The following is a 24,983-nucleotide window of genomic DNA, read 5'->3' on the forward strand; positions in this document are numbered from 1 at the left end:
GCCGTCGAGGGTTGTGGTGGTTTTATCTTCATAACTCATTTATCAATTATAACATAACCGTAGCCGCTTGTCAACTATTTTGTGCCTATGTTAATAACTTACATTTCATCGGACAACACCCGGCTGACACACGAACTGCTTTTCTATTTTTTCTTATAAATCAATGCACTTAAATGTGATTTAACCGCAACAGGAGAACGAGAATAATTACCATTTATTTGTAATCAATTGTAATTTTGTTGATTCTCGTTCACAGTATTTATGCAGAATGCGTCGAAACAGCACCATGTCCGAGGGATTACCCGACATCGTTTTCCGCACTTTCATGCCCAGATCAACCGCCATTCTTCTGACGCTTACGCTCCTCGTCGGCCTTCTGTCGCTTCTCGCCGGCGCCGCGGACGTATCGTTCACGTCGCTCCTTTCGGGAGACGCCGAAAGCCTTGAGCTTCTTCTGATTTCCCGCTTGCCGAGGCTTCTTGCAATCCTCTGCACGGGGGCCGGCATGAGCATTGCCGGCCTCATCATGCAGCAGCTCTGCGCGAACAAATTCGTTTCCCCGACCACCGGCGCCACGATTTCGTCCGCGCAGTTCGGGATTCTCATTGCGCTCCTCTTCATGCCGGATTCCACGATCTGGTCGCGCGCCGCATTCGCCTTTGCCGCAGCAATCATCGGCACCTGGATCTTCGTCTGGTTCATCCTGCGGATGCCCATGAAGGATCCGGTCATGGTGCCCCTGGTCGGCATCATGTTCGGCAACGTGATCGGCGGCATCACGAGCTTTCTTGCCTTCCGCTTCGACATGACCCAGGCGCTCTCGACCTGGCTCGTCGGCCATTTTTCGCTTGTGCTCCGGGGCAACTACGAGCTCGTCTACCTCGTGGTGCCTCTGATCGCCATTGCGTGGATCTACGCCAAGTGGTTCAACATCGTCGGCATGGGGCGCGATTTTTCGAAGAACCTGGGCGTCAACTACACCTTCGTTCTCTTTTCGGGGCTTTCCATCGCCGCGATGATCACGGCTTCCATCGTGACCGTCGTCGGGAGCATTTCCTACATCGGCCTCATCGTTCCCAATCTCGTCGCAATCTTCAAGGGCGACGACCTGCGCTCGACGACCTGCGCTCGACGCTTGCCGACACGGCGCTCTTCGGCGCGCTTTTCGTCCTTTGCTGCGACCTGATCGGGCGCCTCATCATCCTGCCCTACGAGCTGCCGATCGAACTCATCATCGGCACGCTCGGAAGCCTCATCTTCATCGTCCTCATCTTCTACCGCCTGCGCTTCGGCCGCCGGTCGCTCAATAAGGACCTCCTCATGAAGCTCTTCGGCTTTGAAAAGAAGACGCCGGTCTGCAGCTCGATCAACGGAGGCGCCCGATGATTGCCTCGATTTCGTCGTCCTTCTCGTCGCCGCGCCTCAGGAAGCTCGCGCTCGCGATGACGGCGCTCGTTGCGCTCACGCTTATTGCCGCGGCGCTCTACCAGTTCGCCTTCGTGAATCCGAAGTTCTTCAGCTACGCGATGGAGCTGCGTGCGCCGCGCCTCATCGTGATGCTCACGGCCGGATTCTCGATTTCCGCTGCGGCGATCGTCTTTCAGACCATCATCCGCAACAACATCGTAACGCCGTGCCTTCTCGGCATGAATTCGCTCTATCTGCTCATCCACACCGCCGTCGTCTTCTTCTTCGGCTCAGGGAGTCAGTTCGCAACGAATCCGGTGATGGCTTTTGCCGTCGACATCGTCCTTATGGGCGTGATCGCGACCTTCATCTACTACTCGATCTTCAAAAAGACCGGCGGCAACGTCCTCTATGTGCTCCTTATCGGCACAGTTCTGTCGACATTTTTCTCGAGCATGCAGAATTCGCTCACGCGCATCATGGATCCCAATGAATACGATGCGCTCCTCAATACGCTCGTGGCGAGCTTCACGAACGTCAACATGGCCTGCATCATCCCCGGGATCCTCATCCTCGTTCTCATCGCCCTCTGGCTGAGAAAGGACATTGCAATCCTCGACATCATCAGCCTCGGGCGCGACCAGGCGATCAGCCTCGGCGTCGACTACGAACGCGTCCTGAGGCGCCTCATGGTGGGCGTGGCGCTCTACATCGCCGTCGCCACGTCGCTCGTCGGCCCGCTCTCCTTCCTCGGCCTCATCACCGCCAACGTCGCGCGCCAGGTCTTCACCACCTACCGCCACACCTACCTCATTGCCGGCGCCGGCTTCGTCGGAATGCTCATCCTCTGCGCCGGCCAGTTCGCCGTCGAGCACATCATGGTCTACAGCGTTCCCGTGAGCGTCTTCGTCACGATCGGCGGCGGCCTCTACTTCCTCTACCTCATCCTCACGCAGAAATAACCCGCCATGCTCACCATCAGGAATCTCCGCAAGACCTACGAAGATGCGACTGTCGTCGACGACGTCTCGCTTGAACTCCCGCATGGAAAAGTTATTTCCATGATCGGCCCCAACGGTGCGGGCAAATCCACCGTGCTCGGCATGATTTCGCGTCTCATTGCGAGAAGCTCCGGCGCCGTCGAGTTCCAGGGAAAGGACCTCGACAAATGGGAAAGCCGGGAGCTCGCGAAGCACCTTGCCATCCTCACGCAGGCCAACAACGTTCAGATGAAGCTCACGGTCCGCGAACTCGTCGCCTTCGGGCGCTTCCCGCACTCGGGCTCGAACCTGAGCCAAAAGGACTGGGAGATCGTCGACCGCTCGATCAGCTACATGGAGCTTGAGGACTTTGCCGAACGCTTCATCGACGAAATGTCGGGCGGCCAGCGCCAGCGCGCCTTCATCGCGATGGTTCTCGCTCAGGACACCGAATACGTGCTCCTTGACGAACCCACCAACAACCTCGACATCTACCACGCCACGCAGATGATGAAGCTCGTGCGCCGGCTTTGCGACGAGCTCGGAAAAACCGTGATTCTCGTGCTTCACGAAATCAATCTCGCCGCCTTCTATTCCGACTACATCTGCGCCTTCAAGAACGGAAAAATCGCCGCCTGGGGAACCGTGAACGAAGTGATGACGCCCGAGCAGCTCAAGCTCATCTACGGCGTCGACTTCCAGATTCACGAGATCGACGGCCGTCCGCTCGCGATCTTTCACTGACACCGGTTTTTCATCCAAATACTCCCTGAAACAGAGGAAGCCACACCACCATGTCCATGCTCTTCACCCGCCGCACCCTCGGCGTCGCCGCGCTCTCTGCGGTTTCGCTCGCGCTCCTTCCGGCCTCGCCCGCCTTCGGCGCCGAAACCGTCGAAGTGAATTCCCTCAACGGCAAGAACCAGCCCGTCAAGGTGACGGTGCCGAAGGATCCGAAGCGGATCGCCATCGCCGACTACGCCGTTCTCGATACGCTCGACCACTGGGGTCTCGCCAAGGACCGCATCGTCGCGATCACCCAGACCACCGCGCTTCCCTATCTGCCCGAGTACTTCAAAAAGTCTCCCAAGATGAGAAACATCGGCACCCTGAAGGAAATCGACTTCGAAGGCCTCATGGCAGCCGAACCCGACGTCATCTTCATTTCCGGCCGTCTGCAGAAGAAGTACGACGAGCTCTCCAAGATTGCTCCCGTCGTCTACATGACGATCGACCGCACGAAGGGCACTTTCGAGAGCTTCGCGGAAAATCACATGAACCTCGCGAAGATCTTCGGAAAGGAAGCTGAAGCCAAGGCCGACATCGCGCACTTTGAGGGCCGCATTGAAAAAATCCGCAAGGCTTCCGAAGGGAAGACCGCCATCGTGAGTCTCGTCACGAACAGCCACGTGAATCTTCTCGGCAGCCAGGCCCGCTGCGCCATCATCAGCAATGAATTCGGCTTCAAGAACGTCGCTCAGGACGCCAACGCCAACCACGGCAACGAAGCCTCGTTCGAACTCCTCCTCAAGCTCAACCCCGACTACTTCTTCGTTCTCGACCGCGATTCCGCCATCGCCCGCCCGGGCGCCAAGCTCGCTCAGGACGTGCTGAAGAACGAAATCGTCGACCGCACGAAGGCGAAGAAGGAAGGACACATCGTCTACCTCTCTCCGGCTGCCTGGTACCTTGCCGAAGGCGGCTATACCTCGCTCGAAATCCAGTTTAAGGATGTCGAAAAAGCCCTCGGCCTCGCTCAGTAACCCTTCGAAGAGAACACTCATGAACTTCACCCGCCGAAACCTTCTTGCCGCAGGCGCAATCCTTTCGCTCCCGGGCTTTGCCTCCTCCGCTTTTGCCGCGGAAACGGTGACCGTTCCCTCGCAGACGGGCGACGTTGCCGTGCCGGTCGATCCCAAGCGCCTTGCGGTGCTCGACATTTCCATTCTTGAAAACCTCGCCTACTTCGGCCTCTCCGACCGCGTGGTCGGCTCCGTGACGCCGGGCACCGTGACCTGGGCCAAGGCGCCTGCGGGCGCTAAGCCCCTCGGCGGCATGAAGACCATCGACATCCCGGCCGTCAAGTCCGTGAACCCGGATCTCGTCTTCATTTCCGGCCGCGTTGCCCGCGCCATCGACGAATTCAGGCAGGCGGCACCCACCGTCTGCCTCGTTCCCAACTACCAGACGGGCGCCTGGCAGAGCTTCGAGGGGAATCTCCGCTCCCTCGGGCGCATCTTCCGGAAGGAAAAGAAAGCTGAAGCCGCCATCCTTGCGGCGAAAAAGCGCGTCGACGTCATCGCGAAGAAGGCTGCCGGCGAAAAGATCACCATTCTCATGATGGTTGGCGGCCGCATCGGCGTCCTTCCGGACAACGGCCGGTGCTCGCTCCTCACGAATGCGCTCGGCTTCTCGAACGTGAAGCCCCCGCGCACGGGCGAAGCTCCCAAGAAAGCCGCTCCCAAGGGCAATCCTCCTCCGAAGCCCACCGCCGCGGAAATCGCCGCCATGAACGAAAAGAGCTTTGCTGAACTCGCTTCGCTCAAGCCCTCGCGCATCTTCGTTCTCAACAAGGACCTCGCGGTCGGCGCGAAGGAGCCGAAGCTCTTCGCCGACGCCGTCAGGGGAAGCGTCGTCTGGCAGGGGCTTGATGCCGTCAAGGCCGGCCGCGTCACGGAACTCACGGGCCCGGCCTGGTACCTGGGCGAAGGCGGCGTAGAGAGCATGAGCCGCATGCTGGGCGACGTTGAAAAGGCGCTCGGCATCTAAAAGCCGTACACCCTTTCTTTTTCAAATCCCATTCCTCGAGCCGCCGGCAGATGCCGACGGCTCCTTTTTTTTTACGTTTTCAGAGCCCCAAAAAAAGCCTTCGCCCGACATGATGCGCATGTCGGAAGCGAAGGCTCAGATGCTCGGGCTTCAGGCCGGAGCCTCCTCACTGAAGAGGCCCGGCTTGGCCGTCATTACGGACGGTACATGAAGGCTTCAACAGCCTTCTCGAGGTCCGCCGGACGTTCATTGCCGGCAAGGCCGTTGTCGTAGGCATAAGCCGCGACAGCCGCGCCGATCTTGACCGAGACCGGACGGATGTCGTCGAGCGACGGATAGAGCGAACCCTGTTCGAGGTCGGCATCCGTGACGAGCTCAGCGAGCTTCTTCGCGGCGACGAGGAACATGCCGTCAGGCATCCACTTCGAGCGGCTGAAGACGGCGCCGAGGCCGAGGGCCGGGAAGACGTAGCTGTTGTTGCCCTGGCGGGGAACAAAGGTCTTGCCTTCGTATTCGACCGGAGCGAAAGGAGAGCCGGAAGCGTAGAGGGCCTTGCCCTTCGTGACGCGATAGGCTTCCTCGGCCGTGCATTCGGCGCGCGAGGTCGGGTTCGAAAGCGCGAAGATGATCGGGCGTTCGTTGAGCCTGGCCATCTCTTCGAGCACTTCTGTCGTGAAGGTGCGCGGCTGAGCGGCGACGCCGATGATGCCGGTCGGCTTGATCATCTTGATCGCTTCGACGAAGTCCGTGCACTTCGCATAGTCGTGCGCAAAGGGCTTCTTGTGAGCGGCGAGCTCATCCATGCGGGACTTCGTGACGAGGCCCTTCGAGTCAAAGAGCGCGCAGTGCTTCAGAGCTTCCTCGCGGGACAGGCCTTCGGAGACGAGCGCGTCGGCGATCAGGTTCGCAATGCCGCAGGCCGCTTCGCCGGCACCGAAGAAGAGGAACATCTGATCGGTGAGCTTCTCCTTCTTGATGCGCATGGCGCTGTAGAGGCCCGAAACCACGACGGAGGCCGTGCCCTGAATGTCGTCGTTGAAGCAGAGGATCTTTTCCTGGTAGTCCGCAAGAAGCTTGAAGGCGTTCTGGTTGCCGAAGTCCTCGAACTGAATGAGGACATTGGGCCAGCGGCGGCGGGCTTCGGTGATGAATTCATCAACGAGCGCGCGGTATTCCGGACCGCGGCTGCGGGGCTTGCGAAGGCCGAGGTAGAGCGGATCGTTCAGGTATTCCTCGCGGTTCGTGCCGACGTCGAGCACGACCGGGAGGGTCTTGGCGGGATCAATGCCGGCGCAGGCGGTGTAGAGCGAGAGCTTGCCGATAGGAATGCCCATGCCGTTGATGCCCTGGTCGCCGATGCCGAGAATGCGTTCGCCGTCGGTGACGACGATCACGTCGACTTCCTTGTTGGGCGCGCGTTCAATCACGTCGCGGACGTGGCCGGCATGCTGGTAGGAAATGAAGAGACCGCGCGGATAGCGGAAGATGTGGCTGAAGCGCTGGCAGTATTCGCCCACGGTCGGCGTGTACACAACCGGCATGTATTCGGCGGTGTAGCGCGTGAGGAGACGGAAGTAGAGATCCTCATCCGTCGCGTGGAGGCTGTCGAGCACGAGCGCCTTGTCGATCGGCTTTTCAAAGCGATCAAGGATTTCATGCATGCGCTCGACCTGCTGGTCATTGGTCGAGACGGCAGTCGGAAGCAGGCCGCTCAGTCCGAGCTCCTCGCGTTCCTTTTCCGTAAAAGCAACACCCTTGTTGGTAAGCGGGCAATGGAAAACAGCCGCGCCGGTGTGCTTGCAGCATTGGGTCATGGGGACACCTCCATTTTGTCGTCCGGTAGTTCGGACAGACTCAAGTCGTGGTCAATTGCCGGCTTAAATCAGCTCAAGCCGGCATCTTTTCATTCGTCCCGGCGCGGAAGGCTCTTCTGAAGGAAAAGCCCCTGCGTTGCCGGAGAGGGAGTAGATGCAACCATACCCCTTAAAGGGATGCGCTGCATTTCTGCTGATTGAAATTTACCCTTATCGAAAAGGATATTCACGAATTATTTTTCTATCAGCGCACTAGAGAAAACCCCTGATTCAAGGCAGGGTTCCTCCTTATCTTTACTTCTTTTGGCCTAGGTCTTTCAGCCGCTGACCGGCTTCCTTGGCCACTTCCGTATTCGGATAAGTGCGGATGATCTTGTTTAATGTATTACGCGCCGCCGTGATGCTGCCGCTGGCCGCTTGGGAGCTTGCCACGAGCATCATGGCGTCGGGTGCGCGGGAGCTCTTCGGATATTCGCGAAGAAGCTGATTCTGGGTCGAAATGGCGGTCTTGTAGTGCTCGGCTGCAAAAGCGCTCGTACCCCACCAGAAAATGGCGTCCGGCCGATAGGGCGACTTGTCCCAGCGGGTTGAGAACTCCTTGAAGGCCTTTTCGGCATCGAGGAACTTCCCCTCCTGGAGGAGCTGAACCGCCGCCTCATAGGCATTCTTTTCGTCGGCCTGCACCTGAACGCTTTGTCCGTCGATCACCACCATCTGGGGTTCGAAGACGCCGAGGCGCTTGTCCACGGATTCATAGAGCGTGCGGGAATTTCTCTTTTCTACAGCGAGCTGATTGGTGAGCTCTTCAACGCGGCCCGTGAGCTGGCGGTTCTGCTCCCGCAGAGAGGTAATTTCGTTGGCAAGCTGAAGCTGCCCCGAGCGCACGGAATCGATGTCGGACTGCATCTGCTTCACGGTTTCGCGAAGCTCGAGAATGGCCCGGCGGGCATCGTCGTCCGCGAAGGCGAAGGCCGAACCCGCAAGCGTGAACGTGAGGAAGGCCGCTGCCGTACGACGGGCAAGGGGAGTGAGCGAAAGAATCATGTTGGTCGGTCACAAATAAAAATGCCGGCGAACGCTCCTCGCAGAAGCGAGGGAGAGCCGCCGGCCGGATGTCTGACAGAGGGACTTCAGGCGTCCCCCCGGGCATTACTTGGTCTGTGCGCCCGTGCCTTCCGGATAAACGATGTCGGCACGGCGGTTCTGAGCCCAGGCCTCTTCCGTGTGGCCGGTAGCCACAGGCTTTTCCTTGCCGAAGGAAACCGCCTCAACGCGGTCGCCCGTGACGCCGAGAAGCTGCATGCGCTGACGCACGGCTTCAGAACGCTTCTGGCCGAGCGCGAGGTTGTATTCGCGGCCGCCGCGTTCATCGGTGTTGCCCTGGATGACGATCTTCACGTTCGGATGTTCGGCAAGCCACTTGGCGTGCGCTTCAACGATCGCAGCGTACTCGGGCGAAACTTCATACGAATCGAAGGCAAAGTAGACCGAGCGGTGCGAAAGCGGGTTCGAGGGATCCGTGAACGGGTCCTGAACCGTCTGCTGCTGAGCAGCCTGATTGCCGGCAAGCGTGCCTTCCTTGGCGCCCTCGTCGAGCGAAACGGAAGAGCAGCCCGAAAGCAGCGCAGCGGCTGCCGCCGCAGCGGCAAGAACCTTCCAAGCGATAGTCATTTTGTTGAGCTCCTTAATTGAAATAAAAATATCTTCCATCCGGCTTACTGCAGGATCGGGCCCCATGCAGGTTCGCGGATGTTGCCCTCACCCGAAAGTCGGGTGGAGAGGCGTGCGTCGGCAGAGCAGGTGCCAAGAATGCCGCGTCCGGATACTTCCGTGGCATACACGATGAAGCGGCCGTTGGGCGCGAAGGACGGCGACTCGTCGCGCTCCGTATTCGTGACGAGAAGATCCTGCCCGGTGGCAAGATCCATCACCGCAACGCGGAAGCTCGAGTCGATTCGCGAAATGTACGCCATGCGGGCGCCGTCGGGTGAAATATCCGGGCTGATGGCGTAGTTGGAACCGAAGGTAACGCGCTCGGCATTGCCTCCCGCAACCGGCTGCCGGTAAATCTGAGGCGTGCCGCCGCGGTCGCTCGTGAAGTAGATCCAGGCGCCGTCGCGCGTGAAGACGGGTTCCGTATCAATGCCGTAGCTTTGCGTGAAGCGGCGCAGGCCCGAGCCGTCGACGCCGATCAGATAAATCTGCGTGAGGCCGTCGCGCGAGAGGGCCACCGCGAGCGTGCGCCCGTCGGGCGACCAGGCGGGAGCCGAATTGTTGCCGCGGAAGGCCGCCACCGGACGACGAACGCCCGTCGCGAGCTCATGCACGTAGACAATGGGCTTGCGGTGCTCGAAGCTCACGTAGGCGAGCTTCTTGCCGTCAGGCGACCAGGAAGGCGAAATGATGGGCTCGGGCGACTGAAGCGCCGTTCTCGGCACGCCGCCGTCGCTGTCGGTAATGATGAGTTCGTAGCGCCTTTCAGCGAGCTGCGCCACGTAGGCGAGCTGGGAAGCAAACATCGGGCCTTCGCCCGTGAGCTTCGTGTAGATTTTGTCCGCACAGCGGTGCGCCGCCATGCGAAGGAGGTCCGTTCCGGCGGTGTAGCCCACGGAATCGAGCTGTTCGCCGCTCACGGCATCAAAGAAGAGGCAGCGCACATCCCAGCGGCCGGTCGCGATGCGCTGCACCGAGCCCACCACATAGACCGTGGCGCCCGCCTGCGCCGCACGGGCGAGGCCTTCAGGCTTCTCAAGATTCTCTGCGGGATCCGCCGGACCGACATCCACAAGACGGAATGCGCCGGAGCGCATCAGATCGGCTCCGATCACTTCCGCCGGATCAACCGGCGCAGCGGCAGCGCCCTGGAAGGGTCGAATGGCGATCGGCAGCTGATTCGCGCCAACTCCGGTAATTTCGATGCGCAGATCCGCGAGCGCAGGACAGGCGCCGAAAAAGCCAGCGGCCATGCCGGCGCCAATCAGCGCGCGGCGCGTGAGGCGCATGGATTCGCTCAAATCTTTCACAGACTTTTCTCCGAAAGCTACTTTTGGACTGCGCAGAGCGGACGCCCATGCTTCAATGAAGTCTAGGCACGAGCGGGTTTTCCCATGAGCCCCGCGCGGATGAAGTCAGTCTAATATACGCGAACGGGCGCCGCCCTGCGATGAAGCCGGCGGCGCCCAAATGAAACAAGCGATGATTAGTGGCGGAAGTGGCGTTCGCCCGTGAAGACCATCGCAATGCCGCGCTCATTGGCGGCGTTGATCACTTCCTCGTCGCGGATGGATCCGCCCGGCTGAATGACGGCCGTGCAGCCCGCGTCCACAACGACGTCAAGGCCGTCGCGGAACGGGAAGAAGGCATCCGAAGCGGCAACGCTGCCCGTCAGGGAAAGACCGCCTTCCTCAGCCTTGATCATGGCAATGCGGGCGCTGTCGACGCGGCTCATCTGGCCGGCGCCGACGCCGAGCGTCATGCCGTCGCGCGCGTAGACGATGGTATTGGACTTCACGAAGCGGGCGACATTCCAGGCAAAGAGCAGATCCGTGATCTGAGCCTGCGTGGGCTCCTTCTTCGTGACGCAGCGGAGATCCTTCTCGGTCGCGAGCTGGATGTCGGGCGTCTGAACGAGCAGGCCGCCGCCCACGCGCTTGAAGTCGAAGTCGTTGTGGGCCGTGCCGCGGGCGATCTTCAAAAGACGGAGGTTCTTCTTGGCGCTGAAGAGTTCGAGCGCGCCTTCATCGAATTCAGGCGCAATGATCACTTCGGCGAACTGGTGGGAAACCTTCTCGGCGCAGGCGCGGGTAACAGGTCCGTTGAAGGCGATGATGCCGCCGAAGGCCGACTTGCTGTCCGTGAGGAAGGCCTTCGCATAGGCTTCTTCGCATGTGGGCGCAACCGCAACGCCGCAGGGGTTCGCATGCTTGATGATCACGCAGGCAGGAGCGTCGAAGGAGCGCACGCACTCCCAGGCCGCATCGCTGTCGGCGATGTTGTTGTAGGAAAGCTCCTTCCCCTGGAGCTGCTCGTAGCCGGCGAGAAGACCCGGCTCGACGTTCTGCTCGCGGTAGAAGGCGCCCTGCTGATGGGGATTTTCGCCGTAGCGGAGATCCTGAACCTTCACCCACTGGCGCGTGAGCACGGCCGGGAACTTCTGGGGCTTCGCTTCGGCGTCGAGGCTCGTGAGGTAGTTCGTGATCATGCCGTCGTAGCGGGCAGTGTGCGCGAAGACCTTCTTCGCGAGCGCGAAGCGCGTGGCGGAGGAAACTTCTCCCTGGACCTTGATTTCGTCGAGAATCAGCTCGTAGTCGGCAGGATCCACCACCACGGCGACGGACTCGCAGTTCTTCGCCGCAGCACGGATCATCGTCGGGCCGCCGATGTCGATGTTTTCAATCGCTTCCTCGAGCGTGCAGTCGGGACGCGCCACGGTCTGTTCGAACGGGTAGAGGTTCACGCAGACGATGTCGATCGGATCGATGCCGTGCTCCTTGAGCGCAGCCATGTGTTCCGGCACCGGACGACGGGCGAGGATGCCCGCATGAATCTTGGGGTTGAGCGTCTTCACGCGGCCGTCGAGCATTTCAGGGAAGCCCGTGTAGTCGGCCACTTCCTGAACGTCGATGCCTTCGCGGGCGAGAAGCTTCGCGGTGCCGCCGGTCGACAGGATGTGATATCCCGCCTCGACGAGGCCGCGGGCGAACTCGACGATGCCCGTCTTATCCGAAACGGAGAGGAGTGCTTGCTTGCGCATGTCTACTTTTCCTTAAATTTTCTGGAAGTCCCCCGCGCAGGAAGCATTCCATGTTCCTGGAGCTTCTTGCGCAGCGTATTCCGGTTAATGCCAAGTAACTGGGCTGCCGCGCACTGATTGTTGGCGCACATCGACATGGCATAGTCGATCAGCGGGCGCTCCACGGCGTGCACGACAAGATCGTAAAGGGGATGCGGGTCCCGGCCTTCGAGCCGGGCGAAATAAAGGTCGAGCCTGCGGACAATGACTTCCTCGAGATCGTTTGCATCCCCGGGGAGTTTTTCCTCAACGGGGTCGCCGCCTGCGGACGCATCTCTCTCGGAAGCGTCAACGGAATCGTGCAGGTCCTTCGGGATCATCGGTTTTCTGAAGTGCGCAGAGTCTCGGGTTCGCGCGCAATGCCTTCGAGAAAGGCGCGCACGAGGTCGGTCTGCCGCTCAGCGTCCTCTTCGCGAAGGATCTCGTCGAGCGCCCTTCTGGCGCCGCTGAACGGCTGGAGATAGCGGGAAAGATGCTTGCGGAAGGTGCGCATCGCCCGCGGGCCCTCATAGTAGTCGAAATGGCGCTTTCTGTGATCCAAAATGATCTCGAGAAGTTGTTCCGGATCAGGCGGAGAGAAGCTCCGGCCGTCAAGCGCCGCACGGATTTCAGCAAATATCCAGGGCCGCCCTATCGCGGCGCGCCCGATCATGAGGCCGTCCGCCCCGGTAAGGTTCAGAACCCGCCGGGCCTTCTCTCCCGAATCAATGTCGCCGTTGGCGGCAAGCGGAATTGAAACCGCCGTCTTCACGCGGGCAATGGTTTCGTATTCGGCTTCCCCGCGGAACCCGTCCGCCCGCGTGCGCCCGTGCACGGCAAGGGCCGCGATGCCGCAGTCCTCCGCCATCCGGGCGATGATCGGCGCATTCTTGTGTTCGCGGTCCCAGCCCGTCCTCATCTTGAGGGTCACCGGGATCTTCACGGCGCCTCGGACAGCCGACAAAATTTCCTGAACGAGCTTTTCGTCGCGCATGAGCGCGCTCCCGCATTCCGCGGAAAGCACCTTTCGCGCCGGGCACCCCATATTGATGTCAACGACGTCCGCGCCGTCGGCTTCCGCCGCCCGGGCAGCCTCGGCCATCACGGCGGGGTCGGCCCCGAGGAGCTGTACGACATGGAGTCCTGATTCCTCTTTTTCCACCCAGCGGGTGAGGCTTTTCTCCCGCTCGCGCAGATCCTCGCGGCTTGCCGTCATTTCCGCCACGGCATAGTCGCAGCCGAAAGAACGAGCGAGCTCCCGGAAGGGAAGATCCGAATAGCCCGCCATCGGGGCGAGCATGAGCGCCGGAGACGCGATTTCATGGGGACCGATTTTCACTCGGGATCTCCGGCAAAGAGCGCTTCCGCGCGGGAAAGTTCTTCGGGCGTGCCGACATTGGCCCAGCGCCCGCGATAGAGCTCTCCGGAAACCTGCCCCCTGTCGATCCATTCATTCATCCAGGGGAAAAGCTTCGCGCGCTCGTCCGGAAGGCCTTCAAACATCGCGGGATGGTAAAGAGCAAGACTCGAAAAAGTGAATTTTTCTCCCGTCCGGCAAACTTTTCCGTCCGCGAGACCGAAGTCGCCCTTCGCGTGAAACCCCGGATTGGGCACCAGAACGAGATGCGCGAGTGAGCCCCCGGACGACAGCGTCCCGGCGCGGCGCACGAGCGCTGAGTAATCAAAGTCCGTCACGATGTCGCCTGCGACGGCGATGAAGGGGCCGCTTCCTAAAAGCGGAAGCGCCCGCACGATGCCGCCACGGGTTTCAAGCGCGTCTTCGGCAGTGAACCCTTCAACCGACCAGAGAAGCTTCACGCCCAGACTGCGGCCGTCGCCGAGTTCGGCCATGAGGATCCTGGCGCCGTGCGCGGCATTCACCACGATTTCCGTGATCCCGGCCTTTCTGAGCGCCAGAATCTGGCGCACGGCCATCGGAACGCCTCCGACCTCAATGAGAGGCTTGGGCAGAATCTGCGTGAGGGGCCGCATGCGCCGGCCTTCGCCGGCCGCAAAAAGGAGCGCGCGCATTTCCGGTCAGAACGTGTAGCCCGCACTCTCGCGCACGCCGGCAAGTTCGTCAAGGAGGTGCCTGAGGGGCGAGAGCTCTACGTAGCGCCCCGCCGTCTGGCGCGCATACTTCATGAAGCGCGGCGTATCCGCAAGGTACTTCGGCTTCCCGTCGCGGTAGTTGATGCGCGCGAAGATGCCGAGCACCTTCAGGTGGCGCTGGAGCCCCATGAATTCAACGCTGCGGTAGAAGGCGCCGAAATCCATCGGGACGGGGAGGCCCGCCTTTCTGGCCTTTTCCCAATAGCGGATCGTGATGTCGAGAACGAAGGATTCGTTCCAGCTGATGAAGGCGTCGCGCAGGAGCGAGGCGATGTCGTACGTGATCGGGCCCTCGAGCGCATCCTGGAAGTCGAGAACGCCCGGGAGCGGATCGCTCATCATGAGGTTGCGCGGCATGAAGTCGCGGTGCACGTAGACGACCGGGTCGGCGAGATTCACCTTCAGAATCGCTTCCCGGCTCATCTCCCACCATTTCTGGTGCTTTGCATCCCATTCAACGCCGCAGTGGCGCTTCACGTACCACTCGGGGAAGAGCTCCATCTCGCGCGTGAGAACCGCCCGGTCGTAGGGAGGAAGCACGCCGGGGCGCGTCGCCGTCTGCCATTTGACGAGCGCAGTGGTAGCCGCGTCCATGAGCTTCGCCGCATTCTCTTCGTTGAGAACGTCGAGGAAGGTTTCGCGCCCGAGGTCCGAAATGACGGCGAAGCCCGATTCCAGATTCACCGCAAGGATTTCCGGCACGTTGAGCCCTGCTTCCTTCATGAGCTTCTGAACCTTGATGAAGGCAGGAAGGTTTTCATGCTCCGGAGGCGCATCCATCACGATGTAGGTGCCGCCGCCCGAACGCGCCACGCGGAAGTAGCGCCTGAAGCCGGCATCGGAACTTGCAGGAGCCATCGACTCCGGATCAAAGCCGAGCGTCTCTGCTTCAGTGGCGAGCCAGGCCTTGAGCGCATCGTCACGTTCTGTCATCAATAATCTCCCGCGGATGAGTTGGCAACAAAGAAAACCTGAATCCTGATGCTGATAAAATCCGAGCACTATTCGTCCCTTTTGCTCCCTGGAGAAAAGCGGACGCATTCAGGAAAGTCGACCATTTTAAAGGCCTCTTCCGGGGCCTGCAGTCTCTCATGTCTCTGCCTCCCGTCCGCGCAATCGTGCTCAGCGTGGCCTCCGCGCTTGCCGCTTTTTCCTTTTCTGCGCAGGCGGCTCCCGCTTCAAGCGCTCTGCGGCTTGATCTTGAATCCGTTACCCGGCTCGATCCCGCGCGGGCGAACCCGGGCGAAGATGCCGTCAGCATCGTCTACGCGAACCGGATTGAAGGCAGTCCCGACGACGAGCTCAATCTGATCGGCGACGCGGAAGTGCGCCGCGGCGGCGCCGTGATCACGGCCGACCGCATCAGCTACCGCCAGAAGACGGACGAAGTGACGGCAACCGGAAACGCGCACATCGCCCGCGAGGGCGCTAGCTTCTCCGGCCCGAGCATGAAGTTCCGCCTAACCTCGCGCTCGGGCTCGATGGAAGACGCCGAGTGGGAATATGCGCCCCGCAATCTGCGCGGCTGCGCAAAGAACGTCAAATTCCTCTCGGGCGACCGCACGAACTTTGAGGACGTGACGATTTCAACCTGCAAGCGGGACGACGAGGCCTGGTTCATCAGCCTCAACGACCTCGAAATCGACGAATACGATCAAACGGCTTCGGGCACGGGTGCCGTGCTCCATTTCCTCGGCGCACCGATCCTCGCCTCACCCTGGTTTTCCTTCCCGATCAGCACGGAACGGCGCTCGGGCTTCCTCACGCCCACCTACGGCATGAGCTCCACGCGCGGCGTCGACATTGCGGTTCCCTACTACTTCAACATCGCCCCCAACTACGACTACACCTTCACGCCCCGCGTCATGACGAAGCGCGGCGTGATGCTCGGCAATGAGGGGCGCTTCAAGTACGACAACTTCGAAACCCAGGTCAACTTCGACTATCTCCCCGACGACCGCGTCTACGACGACTCGCGCTGGGGCACCCGCATTCAGGCGGCGTACAACCGCGAGAAGCTCGCCTTCCGGGCGGACTACAACCGGGTTTCGGACGACGACTACGTCACGGACTTCTCGGGAAGCATCCGCGAATCCTCGGAAGCGATTCTCCCGCAGGACTACAGCCTCTCCTGGACCGATACCTACTGGAACTCAACCCTGCGCGTGACGAAGAACCAGACCCTTGAAATCGAGGGCGTGACGACGATCGTTCCCTACGAGCGCGTCCCGCAGGTGGTCTTCAACGGCTATGCCGCCGACTGGCGCGGATTTGAACTCACAACCATGGTCGACGCGACGAAGTTTTCGCATCCTTCGCGCATCGGCGGCACCCGCGTCGTTGCGAGCCAGGGCGTGAGCTATCCCTTCCGGGGAGCAGGCTGGTTCGTGATCCCGAAGGCCGAATTCATGGGCGCCTGGTACCAGCTCGACAACATGAGCCGCGACGGCTACTACCGGAACAAGACGCCTAGCCGCTTCACGCCGACCCTGACCTTTGATGCCGGTCTTGAGTTCGAACGCGATTCGAGCTTCTTTGGAAAGAGCGCCTATCAGACGCTCGAGCCCCGGATCTACTACGCCTATACGCCCTACCGCAATCAGGACGACATCCCGGTCTTCGACTCCACCGTCACGGACCTCTCCTTCGCCACGCTCTTCACGCCGAACCTCTATTCGGGCTACGACCGCGTCTCGCAGGCCAATCAGCTTACCGCCGTCGTCTCGACGCGCTACATCGACAAGGCGAGCGGTCTCGAACTTTTCCGTGCGAGCGTAGGCCAGCGCCAGTACTTCTCCGACCAGGACGTGCACTTCATTCCGGAAGAAAAGCGACGCGACCCCTACTATCAGGGCATTACGGAACCCAACGCCAACGTCCGAAGCGACCTTCTGGGCAGCGTCGGCGCGCGCCTCACGCGCTCGCTCTACGCATCGGCGAATCTGCAGTACTCGTCCTCCCTCAACCGCGTGATGAACGTGAAGACGGGGCTCACCTGGCAGCCGAAGCGCATGTCGACGATCGGGCTCTACTACCGCTACAACTATTCGGCCAACGAGCTCACGGACGACAACAACATCAAGCAGATCGACTTCCAGATGCAGTGGCCGATCTCGGGGCGCCTCTACGGCCTCTTCCGCTACAACTATTCGCTTCTCAGAAAGAAGCCCATCGAAATGATCGGCGGCGTGGAATACCTCCACGACTGCTGGACGCTGCGCGTCGCCGCTCAGCGCTACACGACTGCCGCCAATGAGGAAGAATCCAACTTCTTCTTACAACTCGAGCTTTACGGCCTCGGTAGCATTGGCATTAATCCGCTTTCAGAACTGCGCCGCAACATCCGCGGCTATCAGACGACGGGTCCGCTTCCGGGCGCGACCGGTCCTTACGACTTCTATGAATAATTCCAAGCTTCTTTCCGCGATTGCCGTTTCCACGGCGCTTGCCTTTGCCTCCGGCTTCGCTTCTGCAGCGAGCATCATGGACGGCGCGGCGCCGAGCGGCCCCGTCTATACGGCTCCGGCCCCGGCCGCTGCGCCCGCACCCGCGGCTGAAGCCGCTCAGTCGGCTGCTCCCCTTGAAGCGGGCGAACTCGACCGCATCATCGCCGTCGTCAACAACGACGTCATTACCGAACACGAACTCGAGCAGCGCGTGCACACGGTGGCGATCAACCTGCGCCGCCAAAATATTCAACTGCCTCCGATGGAGCTCCTGCGCGCGCAGGTTCTCGAGCGCCTCATTTCCGAACGCGCGATTCTGCAGCGCGCCCGCCAGACGGGCATCCGCGTGGACGACCAGATGGTGAACGCCTCCATCGAGCAGATTGCGCGTCAGAACAACCTCACGGTTGAAGAGCTCCGTCAGCGTCTTCTTGCCGACGGCGTCACGTTCCCGGCCTTCCGCAATGAAATCCGCGACGAAATCACGACGCAGCGCCTGCGCGAGCGCGAGGTGACGGAGAAGATCGAAATCTCCGAGAGCGAGATCGATGCGTACCTCTCCGAACAGGCTGGCTTCAAGGGCGAGGATACGACCGAATACCACGTCGAGCACATCTTCCTCCCGGTCGGTACGCCTGAGGAAAACGACAGCGTCCGCGCCGCAGCTGAGTCGCTCGCCGACCGCGCTCGAAAGGGCGAGGAATTCTCTTCCCTCGCCGCGTCCTTCTCGCGCGCCGACGATGCAATGCAGGGCGGAGAGCTCGGCTGGAAGACGCTTTCCGACTTGCCGACGCCCTTTGCTGAAGCGATCCGCAAGAATCCGAACGAAACCTATTACGTCTTCAATTCCCAGCGCGCCTGGCATGTGCTCAAGGTCTCCGGGAAGCGCGACGGCGTGCAGGCCAAACTCGGCAGCGGCCCGGTCGAGCAGACCCACGCCCGCCACATCCTGATGTTTGTTTCCGACATTACGCCGGAAGCCGACGTCATCCGGCGCCTGAACGACATCCGCTCGCGCGTTGAATCGGGTGAAGCCGACTTCGCCACGATGGCGCGCCTCCATTCCGTCGACTCGACCGCGACCCGCGGCGGCGATCTGGGGTGGCTCCAGCCCGGCGACACCGTGCCCGACTTTGAAGCGGCCATGGCAAAGCTCAAGCCCGGTCAGGTTTCCGAACCTATCCGCACGCCCTACGGCTACCATCTGATTCAGGTGGTTGAGCGCCGCACGGCGAAGGAAGGCAACCCCGAACGCGTTCGCGTTGCCGCCCGTCAGGCCATCCGTCAGAAGAAGCTCAACGAAGCCAACTACAACTGGGAGCGCGAGCTTCGCGATGAAGCGTACGTCGAAATCCGCGATCCGCAGCTGAAGGAAGCGCTTCGCCGCTGATCTTCGGGCGCTTTAAGCTGCATCCGGCCGCTTCTTTAAAAGAAGCGGCTCATCGGAAAGAGGACGGATTTGAAGCGCCGTCCTCTTTTCTTTTTTTCGTTGAGAATTTTTCAGAAATGCTTTCATCCATCAAGCCTCAGGCGATCACCACCGGCGAACCGGCGGGCATTGGTCCGGAAGTTTCCGTCAAGGCGGCCTGGAAGTCGTCAGACCCCGTCATTCTGGTCGGCGACCGGGACATGCTTCTCGCGGAAGCCCGCCGCCTCGGATTGCCTGAGCCTCCCGCCCAGGTGTCCTTTCACCATGTGCCGCTCGCGGAAGCGCCCGTCCCGGGGAAGCTTTCGCTCAAAAATTCCCCCTACGTCATCGAAACGCTTGCTGCCGCGCACAGGCTTTGTACGGAGGGCGCAGCAGGCGCCGTCGTCACGGCGCCTGTTCAGAAGAGCATCCTTATTGAAGCAGGCTTCCGCTTCACGGGCCACACGGAATTCTTTGCGGAAGCCGCAGGCGTTTCGCGCGTCGTCATGATGCTCGTCTCCTCGCCCCGCAGGAACGCCCTCAAGGTAGCGCTCGCGACGACGCATCTGCCGCTTCGGGCGGTCCCCGACGCCATCACGCCGGAACTTCTCGACGAAGTCCTCACAATCCTCAAGCGCGAGCTTCAGGTTTCCTACGCCATCCCTCATCCGACGATTGCGGTCGCGGGGCTCAACCCTCATGCCGGCGAAAACGGCCACATGGGGACGGAGGAAATCACGGTAATTAGTCCCGCTCTGGAGCGCGCCCGCGACGGCTCTGCGGATATCATTGGGCCCCTTCCCGCCGACACGATCTTCGTTCCCGGCAAAATGGAAAAGTGGGATGCCGTCCTCTGCATGTACCATGACCAGGGACTCCCGACGCTCAAGCACGTGGGCTTCGCCGAAGGCGTCAATGTGACGCTCGGCCTCCCTTACGTGCGCACATCGGTCGACCACGGCACGGCGCTCGACATCGCCGGCCGCGGCATCGCCGACGCCCGCAGCATGACTGCGGCCCTCGAACTCGCTCATACGCTCGCTAAGAACCGTGACTCAAGAATGGCTTGAAGGGCATCGCGCCCGCAAACGCTTCGGACAGAACTTTCTCCACGATCATCACTGGATCGAGCGCATCGCGCGCGCGATTGATCCGAAACCCGGCGACGAACTCATTGAAATCGGCCCGGGCCAGGCCGCGCTCACGCGCGAGGTGATCGCGCGCGCAGAGCGCCAGACGGCTGTAGAAATCGACCGTGATCTTGCTGCGTTCCTGCGCACGCAGTTTCCGGACGGATCGCTCGAATTGATCGAAGCCGACGCACTCACGCTCGACTGGTCGACCGTGCTTGAAGGAAAGCGCCTGAGAGTCTTCGGGAACCTCCCCTACAACATCTCCTCTCCGCTCCTTTTTGCGCTCCTTCCCGCCGCGCACCGCATCATCGACCAGCATTTCATGCTGCAGAAGGAAGTGGTCGACCGCATGATTGCCGCTCCGGGATCCAAAACCTACGGGCGGCTCTCCGTCATGCTCCAGTACCGCTACGTCATGCATAAGCTTTTCGACGTGCCGCCCGGAGCCTTCACGCCTGCGCCCAAGGTGACCTCCTCGATCGTGAGGATGGTCCCGAAGCCTGAGGAGAAGCTCCTCCCCGTCGACTGGAACGTCTTCAGCGCGCTCGTTGCCGCAGCCTTCCAGCAGCGCCGCAAGACCATGCGGAATGCCATTGCGGACTTTCTCGACGAGGAGGGTTTTGCTGAAGCAGGCGTCCTGCCGACCGCCCGTGCGGAGACGCTCGATGTCGAAGCCTTTGTGAGGCTCGCGAACGCCGCCGCCCGCCGTCAGAACGCCTGATTAAAGCGCATCGAGCATTTCATTCATCCTTCTGGCCTCGATCCTCTCGTGGCGCTCCCGCCAGTCGGGGAGAATCTCCCCGACCTCGCGCCAGAAAGCCGGCGAATGATTGAATTCCATCAGGTGCGCGAGCTCATGGGCCGCCACGTATTCGATCTCCTCGTCTGAAAGCGCGATCAGGCGCCAGGAGAGCCGGATGTTGTCCTTGCTCGAACAGACGCCCCAGCGCGAGCGGGCGTCGGAAAGCTTCCAGCCTTTCGGAAGCCGCTTTGCCTTTGGAATCACGCGCATCCAGCAGTCGTTGATGATGCGCCAGGCGGCCTCCTTGAGAAGCGCGGCGAGAGAAATCCTCACCGCCTCCCCGGAACTCCCCTTGGGAAGCGTCAGCCAGAGCTCGTATCCATCGGGGACGGGCACTACCAGATTGCTCTTCGCCCCGAGCCGCAGGACGGCCTTTTCCCCTCGATAGGGAATGAAAGCGCCATCTCTGAATTCCAGAGGAACCTTCTTGGCGAGCGGCAGGTTGGCCATCAGCCAGTCCGCAATCTCTCTGAGATACCTTTCCGCCGCGGCCCGGCTCGCATTCCAGGTGGGCGTGCGCACCTCCACGCCTCTCCCCGGGACAATGACGACGCTCATGCGTCGGCGCCCCCCATGTGGCTTGATGACGTACGGTATCCGGCGCCCCCGGATTTCGATGACATGCTCTCCCGGAAGGCGGCCGAGCCAGTCGTCGGTGTCATCCGCCACTGCACCGTCATTCCTGCTTTCTTCCGCAGCGGACGCCTGAATTCCGCCTTGAGAGGCGGCCTCTGAGAGTTCGCTTAGCCATCTCGAGCCACGGGTTCTAGGACTGTTCTCCGGACCCAACAGTATTTCCGCCACGATGAGACTTTTCTTCATCCACGGCAAATAACCCTCTGCTGCCTTGGAAGCATCCGCCCCGAGCGGCAATTTCAGCGTGAAGGAGCGCTTGTCCGGATCAAATTCCATGTGCGACATGCTCTTCAGCCGGGCGCTGCGGAGAATATCGATGCGCGCGCAGAATCCCGGGATTTGCGCGATCAGATGCGAATCATCCGCGCCTTTTTCTATCCACGAGTCCGAATAGTGATGCGCAGGCGCCGGAGGCGGCTCATCTCTGACTGCCGCCTCAGCCTTATCCTTTTCAGCCCAGTAAGCCGCTCTTTCGCCCTCGGGCAGGCAGAACGGCTTCTCCTCAAGCACTGAAAGCATCCAGTCGCCCTTGTATCGTGCGAGCACCAAGGGATCCGACGCCTCAGGAATGAAGAGGCTGAAGGAACAGGATCTATATTCAGCCCGGATCAGAAAATTCTTTTTGCGCCTTTTGCTGCGAATGACGTTGATCCGATATTTCCTACCGGCAAATTCAGCCGTCAGGTACGAGTCGTCCGTTCCCCGGGCAATCGTGGGCACTGCGTTCACATTATTCCTTTGAGCTTCAAAAATCTGTTCCGGAAGCGTCGATCGCTCCTTAACGCACGTGCGCCTCGATCCAGGCTTCAACTTGAGCCGTGACGTCGTGGGGATCCCGGCCCTTCGTTTCAATAAGGGCCCCACGACCACCTGAACAGTGCCCGGGATCTTCGCCACGCTGTTCTTGGGCCAATAGCGGCCGGCATTATGCGCGACCGGCAGAATCGGAAGCCCCATGGCGCAGGCAAACCGCGCGCCGCCGGTCTTCCAGCGGACGTGCTCTTCCGGAGGCACGCGCGTGCCCTCAGGGAAAAGCGTCACCCACCAGCCGCGCTTTTCAAACTCGGGCCCCCGGCGCATGAACTGCTCGAAAGCCTGACGGCCCTTGCTGCGGTCGATCGCCATCATGTTCATGGAAGCAAGCGCCCAGCCCAAGAAAGGCAGCCAGTGGAGCGACTTCTTGTAGATGAAGCAGGGCGGGTGCTTCAGATAGGCGCCGAGCCAGAAGGGATCCCATGCAGACTGGTGCTTTGCGAGCACGACCACAGGCGTGTCCGGCATGTTTTCAACGCCCTCAGCCCTCACGTCAACCCCGCAGGTGACCCTGAGGAGCCAGAGCGCGAGCTTCGCCCACGGGCGGCAGATCGCCTCATAGCGGCGCTCGTAGCTCATGAAGGGCCAGGTGACGAGGAGCAGGATGGTGAGCCCGATGATGGAAACGGCGAGGAGCAGATAAAAAATCCACCCGCGCAGCGTATAGATGAAGGACATAAGGCTTGATCTCCAGAATTGAGCGCCAAACGAAAGGCCCGCGCCGCAATGCTGTCGTCATCGAGGCAGCATGCCGCAGCGGGCCTATTGTCGCTTTATGCCGTTAAGACCTGAAGCAGATTACTTCGCGAGGCGGGCGATTTCCGCAACGCGGTTCATCACGAGGTAGAGGCGCTTCAGAAGCGCGAGGCGGTTGGCGCGCAGCGCCGGATCCTCGGCATTCACCATCACGCTCTCGAAGAACGCGTCGACGGGCGCGCGGAGCTTCGCGATCAGAACGAGCATCTCCTCGAAGCGCCCTTCGGCGTAAAGCACGTCGGCTTCGGGCTCAATGGCGGAAAGCTCCTCAAAGAGGCGCTTCTCGGCATCTTCCTTCAGATTCGAGATGTCGATCACATCCTCAACATGGCCTTCGACCTTCTTGAGAATGTTGCCGATGCGCTTGTTGGCGGCCGAAAGCGCCTCTGACTCGGGGAGAGCCATGAAGGCCTGAACGGCGGCAAGACGCTTCGGGATATCGGCGAGCTTCGCGAGGTTGAGGGCCAGAATGGCATCCGCTTCCTGAGCCGTGGCGCCGCGGTCGCGCAGCATCACGCGCAGACGGTCAGCGAAGAATTCGGCGAGCGCCGGACGATTGTCCGTCACGCCCGGCACTTCCTTTTCAGCAGCCCAGGCGGCGTCGATCATCTCGGGGAGGCTCACATGGAGTTCCTTCTCGATCAGCATGCGCAGAACGCCGAGCGCATGACGGCGAAGCGCGAAGGGATCCTTCTCGCCCGTCGGGAGCTGACCGATGCCGAAGAGACCCACGAGGGTTTCGAGCTTGTCGGCAAGCGCCACAGCGAGGCTCACGGGCGTCGAGGGAAGCGCGTCGCCCGCGTAGCGCGGCTGATAGTGCTCGCGAATCGCGAGCGCCACGTCGTCGGCTTCCTTATCGTGGTGCGCGTAGTATTCGCCCATAATGCCCTGGAGCTCAGGGAATTCGCCCACCATCAGGGTGCGGAGGTCAGCCTTCGCGAGGGTAGCCGCACGTTCGGCCTCAGCGCGGTTCGCGCCGATCAGATCGGCGATGGCGCCGGCAATGGCGCGCACGCGGAGCATGCGTTCATACTGGCTGCCGAGCTTATTGTGGTAGACCACGTGACGCAGACCATCGACGCGGCTTTCAAGCGTCGTGAGGCGGTCCTGGTCGTAGAAGAACTTCGCATCGGCGAGACGCGCGCGGACAACGCGGGCGTTGCCTTCGGAAATGGCCTTGCCGCCATCCTTCGCAACGAGCTGCGAAACAAGGAGGAACCGGTTCATGAGCTTGCCGGAAGCATCGCGCAGGGCGAAATACTTCTGGTTGAGCTGCATCGTGAGAATGAGGCATTCTTCCGGAACCTGGAGGAATTCCTTTTCGAACTGGCTCTCATAAATCACCGGCCATTCCGTGAGCGCGGAGACTTCCTCGAGAAGGTCTTCGGGCATGATGGGCGTGGCATTAAGCGCCTCGGCGCGGGCCTTGAGCTCGGTCTCGATGCGCTCGCGGCGGGCGTCGTAGCAGGGCTCGACGAAGGCTGCGCGCATCGCGGCTTCGTAGCTGTCGGCATCCGCAATCTCAATGGGCTCATGCGTATGGAAGCGGTGGCCGCGCGTCGTGCGGCCGGCATTGAGGCCGAAGAGCACGACGGGAACGACGTCGGCGCCGTAGAGCGCCGTGAGGTAGCGGACCGGACGCACGAAGGAGACCGTCGTTTCGCCGTCGGCGAGCTGATAGGTCATGACCTTCGGAATCGGGAGGTGCTTCACGGCATAGTCGAGCGCCTTCTGAAGGGCGGGAGCGAGTTCGGAACCCGGGCGAACGCCTTCGTACACGAGCTGCTCGTTCTTGCCGTCATTGACGCGCTCGAGCTTTTCAACCGGGCAGTCAATGCCGAGCGCCGCCATCTTCTTCTTAAGAGCGGGCGTGGCCGAACCGTCAGCGGCGATGCCGACCTTGACCGGCACGAGCTTCTGGCGGAAGGTTTCATCCGGGCTCACCGCGCGGACGTTCGTGATGTGGACGGCGAGACGGCGCGGCGCACCGTAAACCGTCGTTTTGCTTCCCTCTTCGAGGAAGTGGGCCTCGTCAAGGCTCTTCTGAACGCCTTCGGCGAAGGCTTCCGAGAGCTTCCTCAGCGCCTTCGGCGGGAGCTCTTCGGTCTGCAGTTCAACGAGAAGATTCGTCATTTT

21 protein-coding genes are annotated in these 24,983 nt (G+C 61.1%); 10 read left to right on the forward strand and 11 right to left on the reverse strand.

Annotated elements, in window-relative coordinates:
* Window positions 1–325: 325 nt before the first annotated feature.
* Genes GBM95_RS02470 through GBM95_RS02490 form a run of 6 tightly spaced genes read left to right on the forward strand, consistent with a single transcriptional unit; the run spans window position 326 to window position 5,156 of the window.
* Window positions 326–1,186 carry an iron chelate uptake ABC transporter family permease subunit gene (locus tag GBM95_RS02470; RefSeq protein WP_264298064.1) on the forward strand — a complete coding sequence of 287 codons (861 nt, stop codon included), beginning with the start codon at window positions 326–328 and terminating at the stop codon, window positions 1,184–1,186.
* A complete protein-coding gene (locus GBM95_RS12930) occupies window positions 1,123–1,386 on the forward strand; it encodes an iron chelate uptake ABC transporter family permease subunit (RefSeq protein WP_264298066.1) in 264 nt (87 codons plus the stop codon). Before GBM95_RS02470 ends, GBM95_RS12930 begins: the two co-directional genes overlap by 64 nt.
* The gene (locus GBM95_RS02475; protein ID WP_152157634.1) at window positions 1,383–2,369 is read left to right on the forward strand and encodes an iron chelate uptake ABC transporter family permease subunit; all 987 of its coding nucleotides are present in this window, start codon (window positions 1,383–1,385) and stop codon (window positions 2,367–2,369) included. The genes GBM95_RS12930 and GBM95_RS02475 overlap by 4 nt, the downstream gene beginning before the upstream one ends.
* A 6-nt stretch (window positions 2,370–2,375) precedes the next feature.
* Window positions 2,376–3,131, forward strand: coding sequence for an iron ABC transporter ATP-binding protein (locus tag GBM95_RS02480; RefSeq protein WP_152157635.1), 756 nt, complete (start codon window positions 2,376–2,378; stop codon window positions 3,129–3,131).
* A 50-nt stretch (window positions 3,132–3,181) separates the two neighbouring features.
* Complete coding sequence (locus GBM95_RS02485; protein WP_226963119.1) at window positions 3,182–4,150, forward strand: siderophore ABC transporter substrate-binding protein; 969 nt, start codon at window positions 3,182–3,184, stop codon at window positions 4,148–4,150.
* Window positions 4,151–4,169: 19 nt separating this feature from the next.
* Window positions 4,170–5,156 carry an ABC transporter substrate-binding protein gene (locus GBM95_RS02490; RefSeq protein WP_193222544.1) on the forward strand — a complete coding sequence of 329 codons (987 nt, stop codon included), beginning with the start codon at window positions 4,170–4,172 and terminating at the stop codon, window positions 5,154–5,156.
* 194 nt (window positions 5,157–5,350) lie between these two features.
* Here the strand turns inward: GBM95_RS02490 and GBM95_RS02495 are convergent, their stop codons facing one another.
* The 9 genes from GBM95_RS02495 to GBM95_RS02535 all read right to left on the reverse strand — a co-directional run bounded on the left by GBM95_RS02495 (window position 5,351) and on the right by GBM95_RS02535 (window position 14,786).
* Entirely contained in the window at window positions 5,351–6,970 is a 1,620-nt protein-coding gene (locus GBM95_RS02495) for an NAD-dependent malic enzyme (protein WP_152157637.1), read from the reverse strand.
* A 294-nt stretch (window positions 6,971–7,264) separates the two neighbouring features.
* Window positions 7,265–8,014, reverse strand: a complete 750-nt coding sequence (gene ybgF, locus GBM95_RS02500) for a tol-pal system protein YbgF (protein ID WP_152157638.1) — start codon at window positions 8,012–8,014, stop codon at window positions 7,265–7,267.
* A gap of 105 nt (window positions 8,015–8,119) precedes the next feature.
* On the reverse strand, window positions 8,120–8,641 hold the full coding sequence (gene pal, locus GBM95_RS02505; protein ID WP_152157639.1) for a peptidoglycan-associated lipoprotein Pal: 522 nt from the start codon (window positions 8,639–8,641) through the stop codon (window positions 8,120–8,122).
* A gap of 44 nt (window positions 8,642–8,685) precedes the next feature.
* A complete protein-coding gene (gene tolB / locus GBM95_RS02510) occupies window positions 8,686–9,972 on the reverse strand; it encodes a Tol-Pal system beta propeller repeat protein TolB (protein WP_152157675.1) in 1,287 nt (428 codons plus the stop codon).
* 197 nt (window positions 9,973–10,169) lie between these two features.
* On the reverse strand, window positions 10,170–11,723 hold the full coding sequence (gene purH / locus GBM95_RS02515; protein WP_152157640.1) for a bifunctional phosphoribosylaminoimidazolecarboxamide formyltransferase/IMP cyclohydrolase: 1,554 nt from the start codon (window positions 11,721–11,723) through the stop codon (window positions 10,170–10,172).
* Window positions 11,724–11,725: 2 nt separating this feature from the next.
* The gene (locus GBM95_RS02520) at window positions 11,726–11,968 is read right to left on the reverse strand and encodes a helix-turn-helix domain-containing protein (RefSeq protein ID WP_226963126.1); all 243 of its coding nucleotides are present in this window, start codon (window positions 11,966–11,968) and stop codon (window positions 11,726–11,728) included.
* A gap of 110 nt (window positions 11,969–12,078) precedes the next feature.
* Window positions 12,079–13,080, reverse strand: a complete 1,002-nt coding sequence (dusB, locus tag GBM95_RS02525; protein ID WP_226963120.1) for a tRNA dihydrouridine synthase DusB — start codon at window positions 13,078–13,080, stop codon at window positions 12,079–12,081.
* On the reverse strand, window positions 13,077–13,772 hold the full coding sequence (locus tag GBM95_RS02530; RefSeq protein ID WP_152157643.1) for a nucleotidyltransferase family protein: 696 nt from the start codon (window positions 13,770–13,772) through the stop codon (window positions 13,077–13,079). The genes dusB and GBM95_RS02530 overlap by 4 nt, the downstream gene beginning before the upstream one ends.
* A 6-nt stretch (window positions 13,773–13,778) precedes the next feature.
* The gene (locus GBM95_RS02535; protein ID WP_193222545.1) at window positions 13,779–14,786 is read right to left on the reverse strand and encodes an aminoglycoside phosphotransferase family protein; all 1,008 of its coding nucleotides are present in this window, start codon (window positions 14,784–14,786) and stop codon (window positions 13,779–13,781) included.
* A gap of 158 nt (window positions 14,787–14,944) precedes the next feature.
* Here GBM95_RS02535 and GBM95_RS02540 point away from each other — a divergent pair, with 158 nt between their 5' ends.
* From GBM95_RS02540 to rsmA, 4 genes are all read left to right on the forward strand, one after another.
* Window positions 14,945–17,260, forward strand: coding sequence for an LPS-assembly protein LptD (locus tag GBM95_RS02540; protein ID WP_152157645.1), 2,316 nt, complete (start codon window positions 14,945–14,947; stop codon window positions 17,258–17,260).
* On the forward strand, window positions 17,253–18,689 hold the full coding sequence (locus GBM95_RS02545) for a peptidylprolyl isomerase (RefSeq protein ID WP_226963121.1): 1,437 nt from the start codon (window positions 17,253–17,255) through the stop codon (window positions 18,687–18,689). The genes GBM95_RS02540 and GBM95_RS02545 overlap by 8 nt, the downstream gene beginning before the upstream one ends.
* Window positions 18,690–18,805: 116 nt before the next feature.
* Window positions 18,806–19,777, forward strand: a complete 972-nt coding sequence (pdxA, locus tag GBM95_RS02550; RefSeq protein ID WP_152157646.1) for a 4-hydroxythreonine-4-phosphate dehydrogenase PdxA — start codon at window positions 18,806–18,808, stop codon at window positions 19,775–19,777.
* On the forward strand, window positions 19,758–20,561 hold the full coding sequence (rsmA, locus tag GBM95_RS02555) for a 16S rRNA (adenine(1518)-N(6)/adenine(1519)-N(6))-dimethyltransferase RsmA (protein ID WP_152157647.1): 804 nt from the start codon (window positions 19,758–19,760) through the stop codon (window positions 20,559–20,561). The genes pdxA and rsmA overlap by 20 nt, the downstream gene beginning before the upstream one ends.
* Here the strand turns inward: rsmA and GBM95_RS02560 are convergent, their stop codons facing one another.
* Window positions 20,562–22,769, reverse strand: coding sequence for a YgjP-like metallopeptidase domain-containing protein (locus tag GBM95_RS02560; RefSeq protein ID WP_226963122.1), 2,208 nt, complete (start codon window positions 22,767–22,769; stop codon window positions 20,562–20,564).
* A gap of 120 nt (window positions 22,770–22,889) precedes the next feature.
* A complete protein-coding gene (glyS, locus tag GBM95_RS02570; protein WP_152157649.1) occupies window positions 22,890–24,980 on the reverse strand; it encodes a glycine--tRNA ligase subunit beta in 2,091 nt (696 codons plus the stop codon).
* Window positions 24,981–24,983: the final 3 nt, after the last annotated feature.

Source organism: Sutterella seckii, from assembly GCF_009183815.1.
Taxonomy (GTDB): domain Bacteria; phylum Pseudomonadota; class Gammaproteobacteria; order Burkholderiales; family Burkholderiaceae_F; genus Sutterella; species Sutterella seckii.